This is a genomic window from Glutamicibacter sp. AGC84, assembly GCF_053543575.1.
Map to the genome: position 1 here is coordinate 266,386 of NZ_JBLVOC010000005.1, position 16,367 is coordinate 282,752.

Sequence of the window (16,367 nt, forward strand, 5' to 3'; positions counted from 1 at the left end):
GGGTCCCCCCCTTCCGACTTTAACTCGCACTATGTGCCGAACTGCGCACGGGTGGACAAGGCAAGCGGAACCGAAAAGTGCGAAGATGAATAGGTGAACTCTGAAGCGCTTGAAGAAAGCAACCTGACAAAGAGCACCAGCGGTGCACAGGCTATCGGATTTGAACGTCGTGCAGTCATTGACTTGTCGGCCATCCGCAACAACGTCAAGCAGATTTCTGATGTTGTAGCCCCAGCTGCAGTTATGGCCGTCGTCAAAGCAGACGCCTACGGCCATGGAGCTATCCCCGTAGCCAAAGCCGCCTTGGAAGGTGGCGCCCGCTGGATCGGGTGTGCCCATGCGACGGAAGCTCTCGCCCTGCGTGAAGCGGGCATCGATGCTCCCATGATGGCCTGGCTGCACACCGAGGACACCCCATTCGAGGCCGCCATTGATGCCGGTCTTGATCTGGGAGTCTCAGGCTGGGAACTTGAATACGTTGCCGCCGCAGCACGTGCCGTGCAGACACCGGCACGTATCCACATCAAGGTGGACACAGGACTTGGCCGCAATGGCTCCACTATGGATGCCCTGCCTGATCTGTTGAACCGCGCCAGCGACTTCCAAGAAGAAGGACTGCTGCGCGTAGTTGGCATCTTCTCCCACCTCGCGGTCGCAGATGAGCCAGAGCGGCCCGAAACGGACGAGCAGCTGGAGATCTTCAACAAGGCCATAGAACTGGTAGAAGCAGCCGGCTTCGATCTTGAAGTGCGCCATATCGCCAATACGCCGGGTATCCTTTCGCGACCTGATTCACACCACGACATGGTGCGCTTGGGGTTGGGCTTGTATGGCCTGAGCCCCTTTGAAACCGACTCGCCAGAAAGTTTCGGCCTGCGTCCAGCCATGACAGTGAAGACCCGCGTGGCTAACGTCAAGAAGGTCCATCCGGGGCAGGGCGTGTCCTACGGCCTGAATTACAAGACTGAAGCGGAGACCTACCTCGGGCTGATCCCCATGGGCTATGCAGACGGTTTGCCGCGCATCGCAACAGGTGCGCCGGTAACAGTTAACGGACGCACCTACCCGGTACGCGGACGCATCGCCATGGACCAGTGCGTCATTGATCTGGGCGCGGACATCAAGCCTGAGGACTTCCTCGGCGCCGAGGCGATTATCTTCGGTAAAGGCGGGCAGTCGGTGAACACTTGGGCCTATGCGGCGAACACCATCAACTACGAAGTGGTAACCCGCATTTCTCCGCGCGTGCCCCGCTACTACATCGAAGGCAGCTGGGGTGAAGCCCGTGAGTAACCCGGTGCGGGAATTCTCCTGCCAACTAGATGACCTCACTGTTACCGAAGCGCTGGGGGAAGCTCTTGGTACCCAGCTCAAAGCCGGAGACTTGGTGATTCTTACAGGGGCCTTGGGCGCTGGTAAGACGACTCTGACTCAGTCGCTGGGCGTGGGACTGAATGTACGCGAGGGAATCATCTCGCCTACATTCGTTTTGGCCCGCCAGCACCCGGCGCTAGGCGATGGCCCCGGACTGATCCACGTGGATGCCTACCGCTTGAAGGGCCACGACGACGTGGACACCCTGGATCTCGAATCAACGCTGGCTGATTCAGTCACCGTTGTGGAGTGGGGGCTGGGCAAGGTGGAACATCTCACGGACTCGCGTCTGGAAATCCAGCTGGACCGCGAAGCCCTGGCCGCACCGAGTGCCAACCCGTGGGAAGAATCGGAGGAAGAGCTGGACGAGCCGCGGTTGTTCAGCCTGAAGGGAATCGGCCCGCGCTGGGACGAGGACACCTTTGCCCAGTTGAAAGACACTTTACTGTCTGCAGTAACTGCGCAGCACACGGAAGAGAAGCATGCCTAACTACTTATCTATCGACACCTCCGCCAACGCATCGGTGGCACTGGTTGACAAAGCCACCGGTTCAGTTGTCGACCAGCGGGTTTCATCCAAGGGGAATGACCAGACCGAAACCCTGTCGGCATACGTCAAGGAGCTCTTGGACGCTCATGGACAGAAAGGCCAAGACCTTGCTGGCATTATCGTTGGCGTAGGGCCGGGCCCGTTCACCGGCCTGCGCGTTGGCTTGGTTGCCGCGCGTACCTTCGGCTTCGTATGGCGGGTACCCGTGCATGGTGTGATGTCCTTGCATGCGCTCGCCGAACAGGTGCTGGATGCAGGCGAGGCTCCGACACAGTTCATTGTGGCTTCCGATGCGCGCCGCAAAGAAGTGTACTGGGCTCGCTACGACCAGGATGGAGCCATGGTTGATGGCCCGCATGTTTCAGCTGCTTCAGCCCTTCCTGCATTGCCGGTCTACGGCATTGGCGCCGGAATCTATGCCGAGCAATTGGAAGAAGCCGGGGCCAAGCCCATGCCTGAGTCCTTTGAATGGATTGCAAACGCTGGCTACCTCGTCCGCCGAGGCATAAGCGATCTGGCTGCGGGCAAGGATCTGTCTGACACTTCGCCGCAGTACCTGCGCGAATCCGATGCACAGGTTCCGGCGTTCATGAAGCAGGCTAAGTGATGAACGAGGCGAACCAGGTCATCCTGCGTCCCATGGCTGCCGAGGATCTGCTGGCCGTCCACGAGTTGGAACAGCAGCTGTTTCCCGAGGATGCATGGCCACTGGCTGGTTTCGAATCCGAGCTAGCGCAGCGCGACACCCGCACCTACTGGGTCTATGAAGACTCTGGTCGAGTTGTCGGCTATGCCGGCCTGTGCGTGGTTTTGCCGATTGCCGATGTGCAGACCATCGCCATGCACCCTGATTACCAAGGTCGAGGCCTGGGACGCAAGCTATTGTCCCTGCTGATCAAGACGGCTGGTGAGAAAAATGCACTGGATGTGATGCTCGAAGTCCGCTTTGATAACCCCACTGCTATTGGCCTGTATGAATCCATCGGATTCACTACCATCCACCGCCGCAAGGGGTACTACAAAGGCGGGGTTGATGCACTAATTATGAGACTCCCGCTGGATGCACAGCAAGGACAAGAGGAAGAACGCAACGCATGAGCATCACCGAACCCGTAGTACTAGGCATTGAGTCCTCCTGCGATGAAACCGGCGTGGGCATCGTACGCGGCAACAAGCTTCTGGCTAACGCTGTCTCCAGCTCCATGGATGAGCATGTACGCTTTGGTGGCGTGATTCCCGAGATCGCTGCGCGAGCTCATTTGGAAGCCTTCGTGCCTACCCTGCAGTCCGCCTTGGATACCGCGGAGCTGACTCTTGAGGACATTGATGCCATCGCCGTGACCAGCGGTCCCGGCCTGGCCGGCGCCCTCATGGTTGGCGTATCAGCGGCCAAAGCCTTGGCCCTGGCTACCGGCAAACCGCTGTACGGGATCAACCACTTGGTTGCTCACGTAGGTGTTGGCGTTCTTGAAGGAACCGTATTGCCGCCTACTTTCGGAGCACTGCTGGTCTCAGGCGGGCATACCGAAATCTTGAAGGTCACTTCGCTGACTAACGACGTGCAGCTGTTGGGCTCCACGATTGATGATGCAGCCGGTGAAGCCTATGACAAGACTGCTCGTTTGCTGGGTCTTGGGTATCCAGGCGGTCCGGCTATCGACAAGGCGGCCAGGGATGGAGACCGAAAGGCATTCCGGTTCCCTCGCGGCTTGTCGCTGCCGAAGTTCGTGGGCAGTACCGAGAATCCTGGCAAGCACCGCAACAACTTCTCGTTCTCAGGACTGAAGACTGCTGTAGCCCGTTGCGTCGAGCACTTCGAGGCCAACGGCGGAGAGATCCCAGTTGCTGACATTGCCGCTTCATTCCAGGAAGCTGTCGTAGACGTGATTACGTCCAAGGCTGTGCGCGCAATGCAGGAACAAGGTCTGAAGACCTTGCTGCTAGGCGGGGGAGTTGCAGCTAATACCCGCTTGCGCGAACTGCTGGCGGCTCGTTGCACTTCGGCAGGAATCGAGCTTGTGGTTCCACCGTTCAGCCTCTGCACGGATAACGGTGGCATGGTTGCTGCGCTTGGTGCCCAGTTGGTCGCAGATGGCGTGGCCCCATCGGGGTTGGACTTCGCTACGGATTCTTCGCAGCCCGTCACACGGATTACCTTGCGGTAATCGCATAAGTTCCTAACGCTGGGTATGTAATCGGTTTCCCAGCAGGGCCGGAGACTTCGCGCAATCCTGATACACGCGCAATGAGAACTATGCCAATTCCGGAATCACCAGCATCCTTGCGATCTTCGGTTCCATTGGATTGCTGCGCGTCGAGTATTCAGCGCGCAGCAAGCCATGTTGACTATGGCAGCGGAAGCGGCTCGTCGAGCGGCTGCGTCTTAGTGCCCATATCGATTCCCAAATCCTTGGCAAATACCGTGCGGGTTCCGGTGTAGACCCCGTCTTTGTTCTCATCCAGCTCGAAGACGCGAGCGCCACGAAGCTCGTGGTTCTCGGTGCCGCCCAAACCATAAGTGCCGAAACCGGTACCCGGCGCGTAACCCAGCTCGATACCGTAGTAGTTGCCCTTGAAGGTGTTGATGTGGTCGTGGCCGCAGTACACGCCACGAACATCTCCACGTTCCTGCAGAGCAGTGAACATGCCGGAGTTGAATGCACCGGTGTAGATTCCCTCGTTCTTGACTCCCTCGATGGAGTGCTTCTTGACCGCCTTCTGATGATCGGCATCATTCGAGGTGAACTGGGCTCCGAACCACATGTGGTGGTGCTCCCACAGCGGGATATGGAAGAACATCAAGGACTGGACCTTGCCGTAGCGTGCTTCTGTTGCCTTAGAGGCTTCGCGATACCAAGCGATTTGCTCCGGGCGGATCCAGTCGTAGGACATGAGGCCTTCGAAGTCCTGGCCGCCAAGGGTATCTGGCGCGTAGCGATTCGAATCAAGCAGCCAGATGCCGAAGGCAGGCTTGGCGTTCTTGGATGACACGATCAGCAGCTGCGAATTCGATTCTCCCTGGATCTTGTCATTTTTCGCGTTGGCGTTGAATTCGTAGCCCCGAATGAAATCGAGAATCCTGGCATCGGTCATATTCGTGCCGTGCGGCATCGAATCCTCGTCATGGTTGCCAAAGGTCAGAGCCCAAGGGATACCACGGGATTCCATTGGCTGGACTACATTGTTGATGGCTTGCTTGACCTCGGTGGTGGTCTTTGCCGAGCCATTGATGACATCACCGTTGATAAGCGCGAACCCAGGCTTTTCGGTATCCAAGACCTTGTCCATCAGCTCCAGCGTGCGGCGATCGGTGCGCGGCCCATCTTGCGTGTCATTGAACTGGACGATCTTGAACTTGCCGTCGGCAGCGAACTTGAGCTTCGGGGAGGCTGCCGGGGACTTCTTGGCCGGTGCTGCAGCCGCCGCAGTGCTGCTGGCAGCGAAAAGACCGGTAATCGCGGCAGCGGTGCTGCCAATCAGTACTCCACGACGGGGGACAGAAGAAGAATTGCTCACAGGAATGCCTTTCGAATTAATAGATAGCCAGCTAGTTAGCCAGTCGGCTGATAACTCCTAGAGCGTAGGGATGCCTAGTGACCGGATAGTGAACATTGGCAGTCCGTATTTGTCCCTGTGCATAAATAAAACGATCGAACTAGCGCTTCGAATATGTTCCTTTCAGAGCGTGTGTCAGGTCACAAGATTCCCCGCAGCAAACATCAAACGTCTAATGTTTAAACGTGATCACCAACGCCTCTGATTCAGTGCTTCCGCCGACCGCCAATGCGCCAGGCAAATCCCCGTGGCTGGCTGGTGCGCTAGCCATCGCCGCCGTAATCCTCGTGGGCCTGAACCTGCGCATGGGCATTGCCTCGGCATCTCCGCTCTTCCATGACCTGCAGGAGATGATGGGGTACGGCACGTTCATCGCTTCGCTGCTGCCGACGATCCCAGTTTTGTGCTTTGCCGTGGCTGGCGCGGCAACGAGCTTGGTGATCCGCAGGACCGGACTGGAACTGGGCATCGCCCTGTCCTTGCTGCTGCTCACCGCTGGGCTGGCCTTGCGCATTGTCGATTCAACTTGGGCTTTGCTGGCCGGCACCGTGGTAGGCATGTGCGGCTTGGCCATCTGCAATGTGGCCATGCCCTCATTTATTCGAGAGCACCACGGGAACCGCGCCGCGTCGATGACCGCGGCCTACACGACCACCATGTCCATCGGCGCGACGCTGGCCTCCGCAATCAGCGTCCCGCTGGCGGTGAAGGCGGGTTCGCCGACGACGGCATTGGCTTTGTGGGCGATTCCCGCCGGCCTGGCTTTGCTGGTATTTGTGCCGTTGTCCATCTCCGGGAAGCGTTCCGCTGTTCAGAAGGGCACGCATGTTTCTCCATGGCCGCTACTGGCCACGCGCAAGGGCTTGCTGTTCACCACTGTTTTCGGCATCCAGTCGCTGCTGGTCTATACCGTGGTCAGCTGGTTGCCGCATATCCTCATTTCGCGCGGGCTGGAGCCAGTTGATGCCGGCTTGATGCTGGGCATCGTGCAGGGAGTCAGTATCCCGGCAGTCATGATCATGCTCTGGATGGCTTCGAAGCCGGCCCTGCTGCGCAGTGCCTTCGTGCTGACTACCAGCTGCTCGGTACTCGGTTTTATCGCTCTGCTGCTCTTGCCGGTAGAACTGTCCTTGATCAGCTCGGTCTTAATTGGCCTGGGCTTCGGGGTGTTCCCGCTGGTGATGCTCATGCTCAGCCGCAGTGGCGGCAGCGCAGAAGAAACGACAGCAATGTCCACGGTGGCCCAATCTGTCGGCTACCTGATTGCAGCAATTGGACCCTTCGCCCTGGGGCTCATGCAGGGCGCATTGGGATCTTGGACGGTTGGCTTGGTGATCATCCTCGCCTTCGCTGTGGTGCAGCTTCTGTTCTGCTACAAGCTGGGCGGCCTGCGTACCGAAGCCGATTCGCATCCGTTGATCGAAGTGGACGGCTCGGCTGAAGCGGAGCGGCCATGAGCAAGACCCCATTGCGTCCGCCCTTGTCCGAAGAGGTTGTGGCGAAGCTGCAGAGCGCCGTAGCGCACGGCCGCTGGAAGGTGGGGGACCGCATTCCGGCTGAACCCGAGCTGATGGCGGAAATGGGCGTCTCCCGCGGGACCTTGCGCGAAGCCATCAAGGCGCTGGCCAGCACGGGGATCTTCGAGGTCCGCCGTGGAGATGGCACCTACGTGCGCGCGACCAGCGAGATCAGCGGCACCGCCCAACGGGTGTACCGCGACCACTCCGACCAGGACGTGCTCCAGGTGCGATTCGCCCTGGATACCCAGTCGGCCCGGCTCGCTGCCAAAGCCGCTGATGCAAAAGTAGTCGAACAGCTGCGCGCTTTGCTGGGCCAGCGAAGCGAAGCATGGGGAAACCGGGATTATCCTGCGTGGGCGAAAGCCGACTGGAAATTCCATCTGGAAGTGGCGCGGGCTTCCGGTGTTCCGCTGATGCATGAGATCTATGAGAGCTTCGGGGATGTTTTCCACGGAACCAAGATGGTCCAGAGGCTTTCCGACGGATTCGATGGCTGCCTGCACGAGGGCCACGAATCACTGGTAGACGCAATCGAAGCAGGCGATCCCGAAGCAGCAGCTCGAACTGTTATCAAGAATCTTGATTACTGCATGAGCTGGATGCCTTAATTCCTGACTTCAAGGGCTCTGCCCGGACTAAACAGCCTTCATGCGCCGGACGTTTTCCTGCACCACTGCCTTGAAATCCCCGCCCGAAGCCGCAAAGGTATTGCGCTGCAACTGGTATTCCGCCCCGCGTTCGATCAAACGGATGATGCCCTGCAGTTCCTCGGCGCATCCCAGCTGCTCGGCAATCGGTGCCAGGCGCTTGACCTCTGAGCGCAGGTGGTCGGTCACCAGCATCTCGTCGCCTTGGGCGTTGAGGATGATGATGGCATCCAGCCCGTAGCGGGCGGCGCGCCACTTGTTCTCCACTCGGAACCAGGCCGGCATGACAGGAATCTTGTAGCCGGCTTCGATTGATAGCGACATGTCGTGCACCAGGCACTGGGTCAGTGCGGTAAAGGCGGCAATGTCATCCAGAGAGCTCACGCCATCGCAGATGCGCATTTCCACGGTGCCCAAACGAGGTACCGGACGCACATCCCAGCGGATCTCGGAGACATCATCAATAACCCCGGTGTGCAGCATGTCTGTAACGTGGGATTCGTATTCGGACCATGAATCGAAGTGGAAGGGGATCCCGGCAGCTGGCAGCTGCTGGAACATCAGCGAACGCTGCGAAGCGTAGCCGGTGTCTTCCCCGCCCCAGTAGGGGGAGGAGGCGCTGAGTGCTTGGAAATGCGGCTGGTAGTTGATCAAACCGTCAGTGATTGGAAGCGCTTTTTCGCGATCGTCCAAGCCCACGTGCACGTGCACGCCGTAGATCACCATCTGGCGGCCCCACCACTGGGTGCGGTCAATCAGCTTGGCATAGCGGTCCTTGTCCGTCACCGGCTGCAAGGTCGGCGCGGCAAAAGGATGGGAGCCCGCGGAATACAGGTCCACGCCGTGGTTTCCGGCGACCTCGTTGAGCATGCGCACGTTGGTGCGCAGTTCCTCAGCCGCGTCTGCCACGTTGGTATGGACACCGGTGACCACCTCCACGGTATTCATCAACAATTCCGGCTTCACTGTCGGATGCTCATCTTCGCGGTCAAGACCGGCCTCATCCTTGAGCTGGTCAAGGATACTCTCGGCAACCGAGCACAAGTCCGCACTTTCGCGATTGACCAAGGCGATTTCCCATTCGACACCGATAGTGGATTGGGAAGAGTGGGCGAACTCGATTTTCTGCACGGCGCTCCTATTGATGACGTCTCGGACGGAATGCTCCGGAGCCGAACAAAGTGGATGGAGCGTCCACCGATTCCTCGATGTTTCTCCATACTCATTGTATGTATTGCGCCGCTCCTGCCGGGACAATGCTCCGGTGGGACCTGCGTCACCCCAGACTAGTGCGGGATGACCTCGAAAGCTACGCGTTTGTCGCCGAGGCGAGCCAGGATCAGCGTTGCCTTGTTCTTGGCGCTCTTGGGGGAGCCTGCCAGCAAAATGCGGCGCAATTCTTCGGGCGTGACGTCGACTCCGCGCTTCTTGATATCCAATGTGCCGATGCCGTTGGATTTCACCCAGCTGCGCAGCTTCTTCACGTTGTAGTCATGCACTGCCATGACTTTGTATCCGCGGGCAAACGGCGTGGAAATCTGCTGGTTATGGGTGAAGTAGGCGATGTGCTCATCGAGCAGGTGGCCGCCAGTGCGCTCCAGCAAGGTCGAGATCAGGTGGGAACGGATCACTGCGCCATCTGGTTCGTAGATGTGCGCTTCCAATTCGCCTACCGGGGCTGGCTGATCATTTGCCGCGGCAGCTGCACTGGCCAACTCGTGGGCGCCGTCCTTGTCGATGACCAGCGCGGCACGGGCGATGTCCTTGCGCTTGAGCTTGCCGAACCAGAGGCAGGCCTCGATGACCGAGCCGTGGTCCGAAATCCAGACAGCCTCGGCGTTCGCCGGAATCGCTTCATGGGGCAGGCCCGGACCAAGTTTCACTCCGACGTCCAGCCCGGAGTCCACCAGCTTCTCCACGAAAGACAGGGGCGGGGAAAACGCCTCGGGGTCAAAGAGTCGGCGGGTGCTTCCCTTCACGTCGGTACGCCGGGCTGGATCCAGCCAGACGCCGTCAACCCCGGTCAGATCGGTGTCCTCGGCGCTGCCGTGGATCACAGTGGCATTGTCGAAGGGCATCAGGTTCAGTGTTGTGGCTGCCGCGGTGGTTTCATCCATCTCTACTGCGGTGACCTGCACGCCAGCGCTGGCCAGCGCAATGGAGTCGGTGCCGATGCCACATCCGAGGTCGGCGACGTGGGTGGAACCGGCATTGGTGTAGCGGCGGGCATGCAGCCCGGCGATGGTCAGGCGCGTGGCCTGCTCCAGTCCGGCCGGGGTCAAGATCAACGAGTCTGCAAAGGGGCCGAATTTCACCCTCGCCCGGAAACGCAGCTCGGCCTGCGCCATGACGGCGCGAACCACCTGGGCGTCGTGGCCTTCCTTGCGCAGCTTCTCATTCAGCGACCAAGCAGCATCCTTGGTGGCCACCCTGGACGGGTCGATGGTGGAAAGCAGCTTCCAGCCGTCTTCCGAAAGCAGGGCGGCGAATTGTTCATTGAGCGTGGAGTCATTTGAAGCCTGGGCCATGATCCAAGACTATCGTTGATGCGTCTTGGAACAGACTGGCCCTCTCGGTGTGCCCAGCCCGCAGGGCCAGTGATCTATGTGACAAAAACGCGTCACATTCAGAATTCACAGAATTGCCAAGCGGGCTTCGCCAAGCTCCGGGATCCGGCCGCCCAGCAGTTGCGGCAAGAGCAGTTCGAAGCCGGGAGGTGTGAAGCCCTGAAACCAAAAGACTAAGTATCACTATCTCATGGGCATTGATTTGGTTAGAGAGAGTAATGCTTGTTGCTAATTGGACCATCTGGCTAACGAGTAGCCCTATCGCTGTTTTACAGTTCTCCGCCACTAGGAAACGGTTCGCTGGACCAACTCGCCCCGCTTGCTGCAAGCGGCTGCATGTCCTCAGCAAGACCTGAAGTGATCCACGTCGCATTCCCCTGTGGAACTGGTGTTGTATGGCACCTGTGATGAAACCTATGCAGCGAACGACAGTGACGTCGACAACCGGTCCAAAGGCCGTGGATCCCGCACCCCTGGTGCAGAACCAGCTTAAGCGCGGCATGAGCAGCCGCCACCTGCAGATGATCGCCATTGGCGGTTCCATCGGCACCGGGCTGTTCGTGGCCTCCGGCGGCACTATTGCCCAGGCGGGTCCCGGCGGCGCGCTGCTGGCCTACGCCGCGGTGGGTCTCATGGTGTACCTGCTCATGCAGTCCCTGGGCGAGATGACCGCGAAGATCCCGGTGGCCGGATCCTTCCAGACCTTCGCTACCCGCTTCGTTTCCCCCTCCTTCGGCTTCGCCATCGGTTGGAACTACTGGTTCAACTGGGCCATCACTGTCGCGGCGGAACTGGTGGCCGCTGGCATCGTGATGAGCTTCTGGTTGCCTGATGTCCCCGGTTGGGTCTGGGCCGGCTCTTTCCTGGTGGCCTTGACCGCCTTGAATGCTTTGTCCGCCAAGGCCTTCGGCGAAGGCGAGTTCTGGCTGGCCATGATCAAGGTGGTCACCGTCATCGCCTTCCTGGCCGCCGGCGTGCTGATGATCTTCGGGGTGCTCGGCGCGCACACCGATCCGCTGGCCAACTGGCGCGAAGGCAAGGATGTCTTCCATGGCGGCTGGCTGTCCATCGTCTCGGTCTTCATGATTGCCGGATTCTCCTTCCAGGGCACCGAGCTGGTGGGTGTCGCCGCAGGCGAAGCCAAGGATCCGCGCCGCGAAGTGCCCAAGGCCATCCGTCGGGTGTTCTGGCGCATCATGCTCTTCTACATCGGTGCCATCTTCATCATCGGCTGCCTGATTCCGTTCACCGACCCGAGCCTGCTGGCCAGCGGCGAAGCCGACGTGGCTTCCTCGCCCTTCACCCTGGTCTTCGAGCGGGCCGGCATCGCTTTTGCCGCTGCTGCCATGAACGCGGTCATTCTCACCGCCATCCTCTCGGCTGGCAACTCGGGGCTCTACGCCTCAACCCGCATGCTCTACTCCATGGCCCACGATGGCAAGGCTCCGAAGATCTTCGGGCGCACCAACTCCCGCGGCGTGCCGATCATGGCTCTGCTGGCCACCGCTGCGGTAGGCCTCTTCGGGTTCCTCACCGCCCTGGTGGGCCAGGGTGCGGCCTATACCTGGCTGCTGAATGTCTCGGGGCTGTGCGGGTTCATCGTCTGGGTGGGTATTGCCGTATCCCACTACCGCTTCCGCCGCGGTTATCTCGCCCAGGGCTACAGCGTGAAGGACCTGCCCTACTTGGCCCCGCTCTTCCCGCTAGGACCCATCGTGGCCTTCCTGATGCTGATTGCCGTGATCGTCGGTCAGAACTACCAAGCGGTGCTGGCCGGCCACGGGCTGGAAGTGCTCTCGGCCTATATCGGGCTGCCGCTGTTCCTCGGACTGTGGCTGGTGCACCGCATGGTGACCAAGTCCAAGATGGTCAAGCTCACCGAGATGGATCTGGACGCTCCGGAGGATATCGAAGAGTCTGCGGCTGTGCGCTCTGCGCGAACCGGTGTGAAGAAGTAGGGCAATGATTAGCACTCGCCTTGACCGAGTGCTAAAGCTCGTCCTAAAGTCATGTGTGGGTGTCACGATGGAAGTTGCATCTGCAGCTTGCAGCGTTACACACCGCCTGACTGGATACCACCAACTGGCACCGCGACGACGGTTGGTCCAATGCCATAGGGCGCACCCCTACAACCATTGGTTCATACACGAAAAGGAGAGACCATGTCTGTCTCCATCAAGCCGCTCGAAGACCGCATTGTCATCAAGCAGGTCGAAGCCGTAACCACCACCGCTTCGGGCCTGGTCATCCCAGACTCCGCTAAGGAAAAGCCACAGGAAGGCGCCGTAGTCGCCGTAGGCCCAGGCCGCATCGATGACAACGGCAACCGCATTCCCCTGGACGTTGCAGAAGGCGACGTAGTCCTGTACTCCAAGTACGGCGGAACCGAGGTCAAGGTCGGCAACGAAGAGTACCTGGTGCTCTCGGCTCGCGACGTACTGGCAGTCGTCGTAAAGTAACGCCAACCTCTCTAAAGTTTCAGGAGAAAATGCATGGCTAAGCAGCTAGCATTCAACGAGGAAGCGCGACGCGCCCTCGAAGCGGGCATTGATAAGCTCGCAAACACGGTGAAGGTCACCCTCGGCCCACTCGGCCGCAATGTGGTGCTTGCCAAGACCTGGGGCGCCCCGACCATCACCAATGACGGTGTCACCATTGCGCGTGAGATCGATCTGGAAGATCCATACGAGAACCTTGGCGCGCAGCTGGCCAAGGAAGTAGCCACCAAGACCAATGACGTAGCAGGCGACGGCACCACCACCGCCACCGTGCTCGCTCAGGCCCTGGTCAAGGAAGGCCTGAAGAACGTCGCCGCAGGCGCCGCTCCGGGCGATGTCCGCAAGGGCATTGAACTGGCTGTGGAGATCGTCTCGGACGCATTGGCCGCTAACGCCGTTGCCGTAGAGGACAAGGTTGCTAACGTAGCCGCGATCTCCGCGCAGTCGGATGAAATCGGCGAATTGCTGGCCAAGGCCTTCAAGACCGTGGGCACCGATGGCGTGATCACCATCGAGGAGTCCTCGACTACCGCTACCGAGCTGGTCCTGACCGAAGGCATGCAGTTCGACAAGGGCTACCTCTCGCCACAGTTCATCACCGACCAGGAGCGCCAGGAAGTTGTCCTGGAAGACGCACTGATCCTGATCAACCCAGCCAAGATCTCCACCGTGGCAGAATTCCTGCCACTGCTGGAAAAGGTCCTGGAAGCGAAGAAGCCGCTGCTGATCATCGCCGAGGATGTCGAGGGCGAAGCCCTTTCCACCCTGGTGGTCAACAAGCTGCGCGGCCTGCTGAACGTGGTAGCCGTCAAGGCTCCAGGCTTCGGCGACCGCCGCAAGGCAATGATGCAGGATCTGGCTATCCTCACCGGTGCCCAGGTTGTCTCCCCGGAACTGGGCCTGTCCCTGGACCAGGTTGGCACCGAGGTACTCGGCTCGGCACGCCGCGTGACCATCACCAAGGATTCCACCACCATCGTTGATGGCGCTGGCACCGAGGAAGATGTCGCAGAGCGCGTAGCCCAGCTGAAGGCTGAGCTGAACCGCACCGATTCGGAGTGGGACCGCGAGAAGCTGTCCGAGCGCCTGGCCAAGCTGTCCGGCGGCATCGGCGTGATCAAGGTGGGCGCTTCCACCGAGGTCGAGCTGAAGGAACGCAAGCACCGCATCGAGGATGCTGTGTCCTCCACCCGTGCTGCCCTGGAAGAGGGCATCGTTGCCGGCGGCGGTACCGCCCTGGTCGACGCGCTGGCTTCGCTGGATACCGATGCCCGCATCGCAGCCACCGAAGGCGACGTAGCAGCAGGCGTTGCGATTGTCCGCCGCGCGCTGGTGCAGCCGCTCTTCTGGATCGCTACCAACGCCGGCTTCGACGGTGCGGTAGTTGCTTCCAAGGTGGCAGAGTCCCCAGCCAACGAAGGCTTCAACGCCAAGACCGGTGTCTACGAGAACTTGCTGCACGCAGGCGTCATCGACCCAGTCAAGGTAACCCGCTCGGCACTGCGCAACGCAGCATCGATCGCGGCCTTGGTTCTGACCACCGAGACCTTGGTGGCAGAGAAGGCTGAAGAAGCTGAAGAGGCGCACGGCCACTAGGGTTTAGCCCGTCACCGAAGCATTGCTTCGTGAGCGAAAGCCGCCGTTGGATCCAGGATTTATCTCCTGGATCCAGCGGCGGCTTTTTGTTCTCAGAAAACGATCCACCCGGGGTGACCCAGCTCATTGACACGATAAATGAGTGCGCTCATAATTGAACTCAGTCAAAGATTGATGCCCATTTCATATCCGTACAGGAGATCTTCCATGCACGCGTTCGTTCTCGAAAACTACAAGGGTGCCCTGGTGCAGGCCGAGGTCGCTGAACCTGAGTTGGGGGAGCGGGAGGTGCTTATCGAGATTGCGGCCGCTGGCGTCAACCAGCTTGACGAGAAGATCCGCGCAGGCGAATTCAAGGCAATCCTGCCCTACAAGATGCCGCTGATTCTCGGCCACGACGTCGCAGGGACCGTGATCGGGCTCGGCTCAGGAGTCCGCGGCTTTACGGTAGGGGACCAGATTTTTGCCCGCCCTCGAGATCATCGGATCGGAGCTTTCGCCCAGCGCATTGCCGTGAATGAAATGGATATTGCGAAGGCGCCTGTCTCCATCGACCTGGTGCAAGCGGCCTCGCTGCCCCTGGTTGCACTGACTGCGTGGCAGGCACTAGTTGAGCGGGGAAATCTGCAGCCGGGGCAGCGAGTACTCATCCACGCTGGCGCTGGCGGCGTCGGAACCATCGCCATCCAGCTTGCCAAGCACCTGGGCGCTTACGTCGCGACAACAGCCTCGGCGACGAACGCCGAATTCTTGCAGGAGCTCGGAGCCGATGAAGTCATCGACTACAAGACCGAGGATTTCCAGGTAAGTATCTCGGGCTATGACCTGGTGCTTGACAGCCTGGGCGGCGAAACGCTTGCCAAGTCGCTGGGAGTCCTGCGCCCTGGAGGGAAGGTCATCGGCATCTCGGGTCCGGCGACTCCGGCATTCGCCAAGGAAGCAGGGCTGAATCCGGTGATGGGCTTGGCGGTCCGCGCGCTAAGCCGGTCAGTTCTCAAGAAGGCCAAGAAGCTGGGTGTCGGGTACGAGTTCCTCTTCATGAAGCCCAGCGGCCAGCAGCTGCGAGGCATTGCCGAACTGGTGGACTCTGGGGTCCTGACGCCCGTGGTGGGCCAGGTCTTCGGTTTTGCGCAAACTGCAGAGGCCCTTGAATCGATGGAGGCTGGTGGCCGGCGCGGCAAGACCGTCATCTCCATGCAGCAGAAGTAAAGCGAGCGCGTTCGCCTGGGCGGTGGGCGCGCTTTGCTCGTCAGTGGGGGAGGATTGCAGCAATCTGAGCGCGGATGCCCCGGGCGACTTCAGCTGTGGCCAGTGCCGGGTCCGCAGCAGTAGCCATCGCCAGGAACTGGATGGAAGTGATGGCCCGCGCAATCCTGGCTGCCTCCGGCGCCTCCAGATTCCTATGCGTGCCCAGGAGCTCGGCAATCGCCTGTTCGGTCAACGCCGCTATGCGCAGGGCTTCGGCATGATGCGGTTCCGCCGAATCGCCAAAAACCATTTCGCGCAGATAAAAGCGCCCGTTGTCGACATGCTTCCGATTGCAGTCGATGATCGGTACCAAAAGGGCCATGGTTGCCTCCAGCGCGGTCTTTGCTGATTTGGAGGCCTCGATGCCTTGCTCCAAGGAGCGTTCGTAGCGGTGGTTCTGCACCATGAGCAGCAGCTCGGATTTGGACTTGGCGTAGAGGAAAAGGGTTCCGGTTCCGATATCCGCCGCGTCGGCGATCTGCTGCGTGGTGACCTCATCGACACCGTGTGCCGCGAAGAGTTCGCTGGCCGCGGAGATGATCCGTTCAAGCTTCGCCTGCTTGTTGCGTTCGCGTCGTCCTGGCATAGGAGTTGAAGACGTCACCCGGGAGCCCCTCGGCTAGAACTGATCAGAGTTATTCATGAGTCTAATCAAGAAAGCTGTTGTTTCAGAATGCGCGGATTGACTTCGCTCACCTGGCCAAGCAACAATTTGCCGCCGTGCCGACGATGGCTGGGCGGCAAACCGCCGTGGAACTTTGCGCCAGTTCTCGAATTTCGACAGCTAATCCTGAGCAGGTCAGGCCAATACG

At 59.9% G+C, this 16,367-nt stretch carries 15 protein-coding genes; 11 read left to right on the forward strand and 4 right to left on the reverse strand.

Translation table 11 applies throughout. From position 1 onward, the window contains the following. The first annotated feature begins 93 nt into the window (after window positions 1-93). From alr to tsaD, 5 genes are read left to right on the forward strand one after another with little or no spacing between them, the layout of a single operon-like run. Complete coding sequence (gene alr / locus ACNPN0_RS03100) at window positions 94-1,293, forward strand: alanine racemase (RefSeq protein WP_448937649.1); 1,200 nt, start codon at window positions 94-96, stop codon at window positions 1,291-1,293. Further along, the gene (gene tsaE, locus ACNPN0_RS03105) at window positions 1,286-1,864 is read left to right on the forward strand and encodes a tRNA (adenosine(37)-N6)-threonylcarbamoyltransferase complex ATPase subunit type 1 TsaE (protein WP_133833637.1); all 579 of its coding nucleotides are present in this window, start codon (window positions 1,286-1,288) and stop codon (window positions 1,862-1,864) included. Before alr ends, tsaE begins: the two co-directional genes overlap by 8 nt. Then, a complete protein-coding gene (gene tsaB, locus ACNPN0_RS03110; RefSeq protein ID WP_400342074.1) occupies window positions 1,857-2,531 on the forward strand; it encodes a tRNA (adenosine(37)-N6)-threonylcarbamoyltransferase complex dimerization subunit type 1 TsaB in 675 nt (224 codons plus the stop codon). The genes tsaE and tsaB overlap by 8 nt, the downstream gene beginning before the upstream one ends. Further along, entirely contained in the window at window positions 2,531-3,022 is a 492-nt protein-coding gene (gene rimI, locus ACNPN0_RS03115) for a ribosomal protein S18-alanine N-acetyltransferase (protein WP_400342076.1), read from the forward strand. The genes tsaB and rimI overlap by 1 nt, the downstream gene beginning before the upstream one ends. Beyond that, entirely contained in the window at window positions 3,019-4,089 is a 1,071-nt protein-coding gene (gene tsaD / locus ACNPN0_RS03120) for a tRNA (adenosine(37)-N6)-threonylcarbamoyltransferase complex transferase subunit TsaD (RefSeq protein WP_448937650.1), read from the forward strand. Before rimI ends, tsaD begins: the two co-directional genes overlap by 4 nt. A 181-nt stretch (window positions 4,090-4,270) precedes the next feature. Here tsaD and ACNPN0_RS03125 read toward each other — a convergent pair whose 3' ends face one another. Then, window positions 4,271-5,440: a metallophosphoesterase family protein gene (locus ACNPN0_RS03125; RefSeq protein ID WP_448937651.1), complete on the reverse strand. Its 1,170-nt coding sequence runs from the start codon at window positions 5,438-5,440 to the stop codon at window positions 4,271-4,273. A 224-nt stretch (window positions 5,441-5,664) separates the two neighbouring features. Between ACNPN0_RS03125 and ACNPN0_RS03130 the strand changes: the two genes are divergently transcribed. Both ACNPN0_RS03130 and ACNPN0_RS03135 read left to right on the forward strand, forming a co-directional pair. After that, complete coding sequence (locus ACNPN0_RS03130; RefSeq protein ID WP_400342080.1) at window positions 5,665-6,936, forward strand: MFS transporter; 1,272 nt, start codon at window positions 5,665-5,667, stop codon at window positions 6,934-6,936. After that, window positions 6,933-7,607, forward strand: a complete 675-nt coding sequence (locus ACNPN0_RS03135) for a FadR/GntR family transcriptional regulator (protein WP_400342082.1) — start codon at window positions 6,933-6,935, stop codon at window positions 7,605-7,607. The genes ACNPN0_RS03130 and ACNPN0_RS03135 overlap by 4 nt, the downstream gene beginning before the upstream one ends. Before the next feature lie 27 nt (window positions 7,608-7,634). Here the strand turns inward: ACNPN0_RS03135 and ACNPN0_RS03140 are convergent, their stop codons facing one another. Further along, a complete protein-coding gene (locus ACNPN0_RS03140; RefSeq protein ID WP_332731262.1) occupies window positions 7,635-8,777 on the reverse strand; it encodes a glutamate--cysteine ligase in 1,143 nt (380 codons plus the stop codon). 155 nt (window positions 8,778-8,932) lie between these two features. Next, the gene (locus ACNPN0_RS03145; protein WP_448937652.1) at window positions 8,933-10,174 is read right to left on the reverse strand and encodes a class I SAM-dependent methyltransferase; all 1,242 of its coding nucleotides are present in this window, start codon (window positions 10,172-10,174) and stop codon (window positions 8,933-8,935) included. Window positions 10,175-10,629: 455 nt separating this feature from the next. Here ACNPN0_RS03145 and ACNPN0_RS03150 point away from each other — a divergent pair, with 455 nt between their 5' ends. From ACNPN0_RS03150 to ACNPN0_RS03165, 4 genes are all read left to right on the forward strand, one after another. Then, window positions 10,630-12,171, forward strand: a complete 1,542-nt coding sequence (locus ACNPN0_RS03150) for an amino acid permease (protein ID WP_400342083.1) — start codon at window positions 10,630-10,632, stop codon at window positions 12,169-12,171. Window positions 12,172-12,375: 204 nt separating this feature from the next. Next, the gene (groES, locus tag ACNPN0_RS03155; protein ID WP_133833647.1) at window positions 12,376-12,672 is read left to right on the forward strand and encodes a co-chaperone GroES; all 297 of its coding nucleotides are present in this window, start codon (window positions 12,376-12,378) and stop codon (window positions 12,670-12,672) included. Window positions 12,673-12,705: 33 nt separating this feature from the next. Then, window positions 12,706-14,307 (forward strand): chaperonin GroEL, encoded by a 1,602-nt coding sequence (gene groL, locus ACNPN0_RS03160; RefSeq protein ID WP_105657612.1) that lies wholly within the window; start codon window positions 12,706-12,708, stop codon window positions 14,305-14,307. Between the two features lie 207 nt (window positions 14,308-14,514). After that, window positions 14,515-15,516, forward strand: a complete 1,002-nt coding sequence (locus ACNPN0_RS03165; protein WP_448937653.1) for an NADP-dependent oxidoreductase — start codon at window positions 14,515-14,517, stop codon at window positions 15,514-15,516. 40 nt (window positions 15,517-15,556) lie between these two features. Here the strand turns inward: ACNPN0_RS03165 and ACNPN0_RS03170 are convergent, their stop codons facing one another. Continuing rightward, complete coding sequence (locus ACNPN0_RS03170) at window positions 15,557-16,159, reverse strand: TetR/AcrR family transcriptional regulator (RefSeq protein WP_388022667.1); 603 nt, start codon at window positions 16,157-16,159, stop codon at window positions 15,557-15,559. Window positions 16,160-16,367: the final 208 nt, after the last annotated feature.

Excerpts from the sequence above, each read along its gene's own strand:
- tsaB (WP_400342074.1), top strand. The coding sequence starts at position 1,857 with ATGCCTAACTACTTATCTATCGACACCTCCGCCAACGCATCGGTGGCA.
- rimI (WP_400342076.1), top strand. The coding sequence starts at position 2,531 with ATGAACGAGGCGAACCAGGTCATCCTGCGTCCCATGGCTGCCGAGGAT.
- tsaD (WP_448937650.1), top strand. The coding sequence starts at position 3,019 with ATGAGCATCACCGAACCCGTAGTACTAGGCATTGAGTCCTCCTGCGAT.
- ACNPN0_RS03135 (WP_400342082.1), top strand. The coding sequence starts at position 6,933 with ATGAGCAAGACCCCATTGCGTCCGCCCTTGTCCGAAGAGGTTGTGGCG.
- ACNPN0_RS03145 (WP_448937652.1), bottom strand. The coding sequence starts at position 10,174 with ATGGCCCAGGCTTCAAATGACTCCACGCTCAATGAACAATTCGCCGCC.
- ACNPN0_RS03150 (WP_400342083.1), top strand. The coding sequence starts at position 10,630 with ATGCAGCGAACGACAGTGACGTCGACAACCGGTCCAAAGGCCGTGGAT.
- groES (WP_133833647.1), top strand. The coding sequence starts at position 12,376 with ATGTCTGTCTCCATCAAGCCGCTCGAAGACCGCATTGTCATCAAGCAG.
- groL (WP_105657612.1), top strand. The coding sequence starts at position 12,706 with ATGGCTAAGCAGCTAGCATTCAACGAGGAAGCGCGACGCGCCCTCGAA.
- ACNPN0_RS03165 (WP_448937653.1), top strand. The coding sequence starts at position 14,515 with ATGCACGCGTTCGTTCTCGAAAACTACAAGGGTGCCCTGGTGCAGGCC.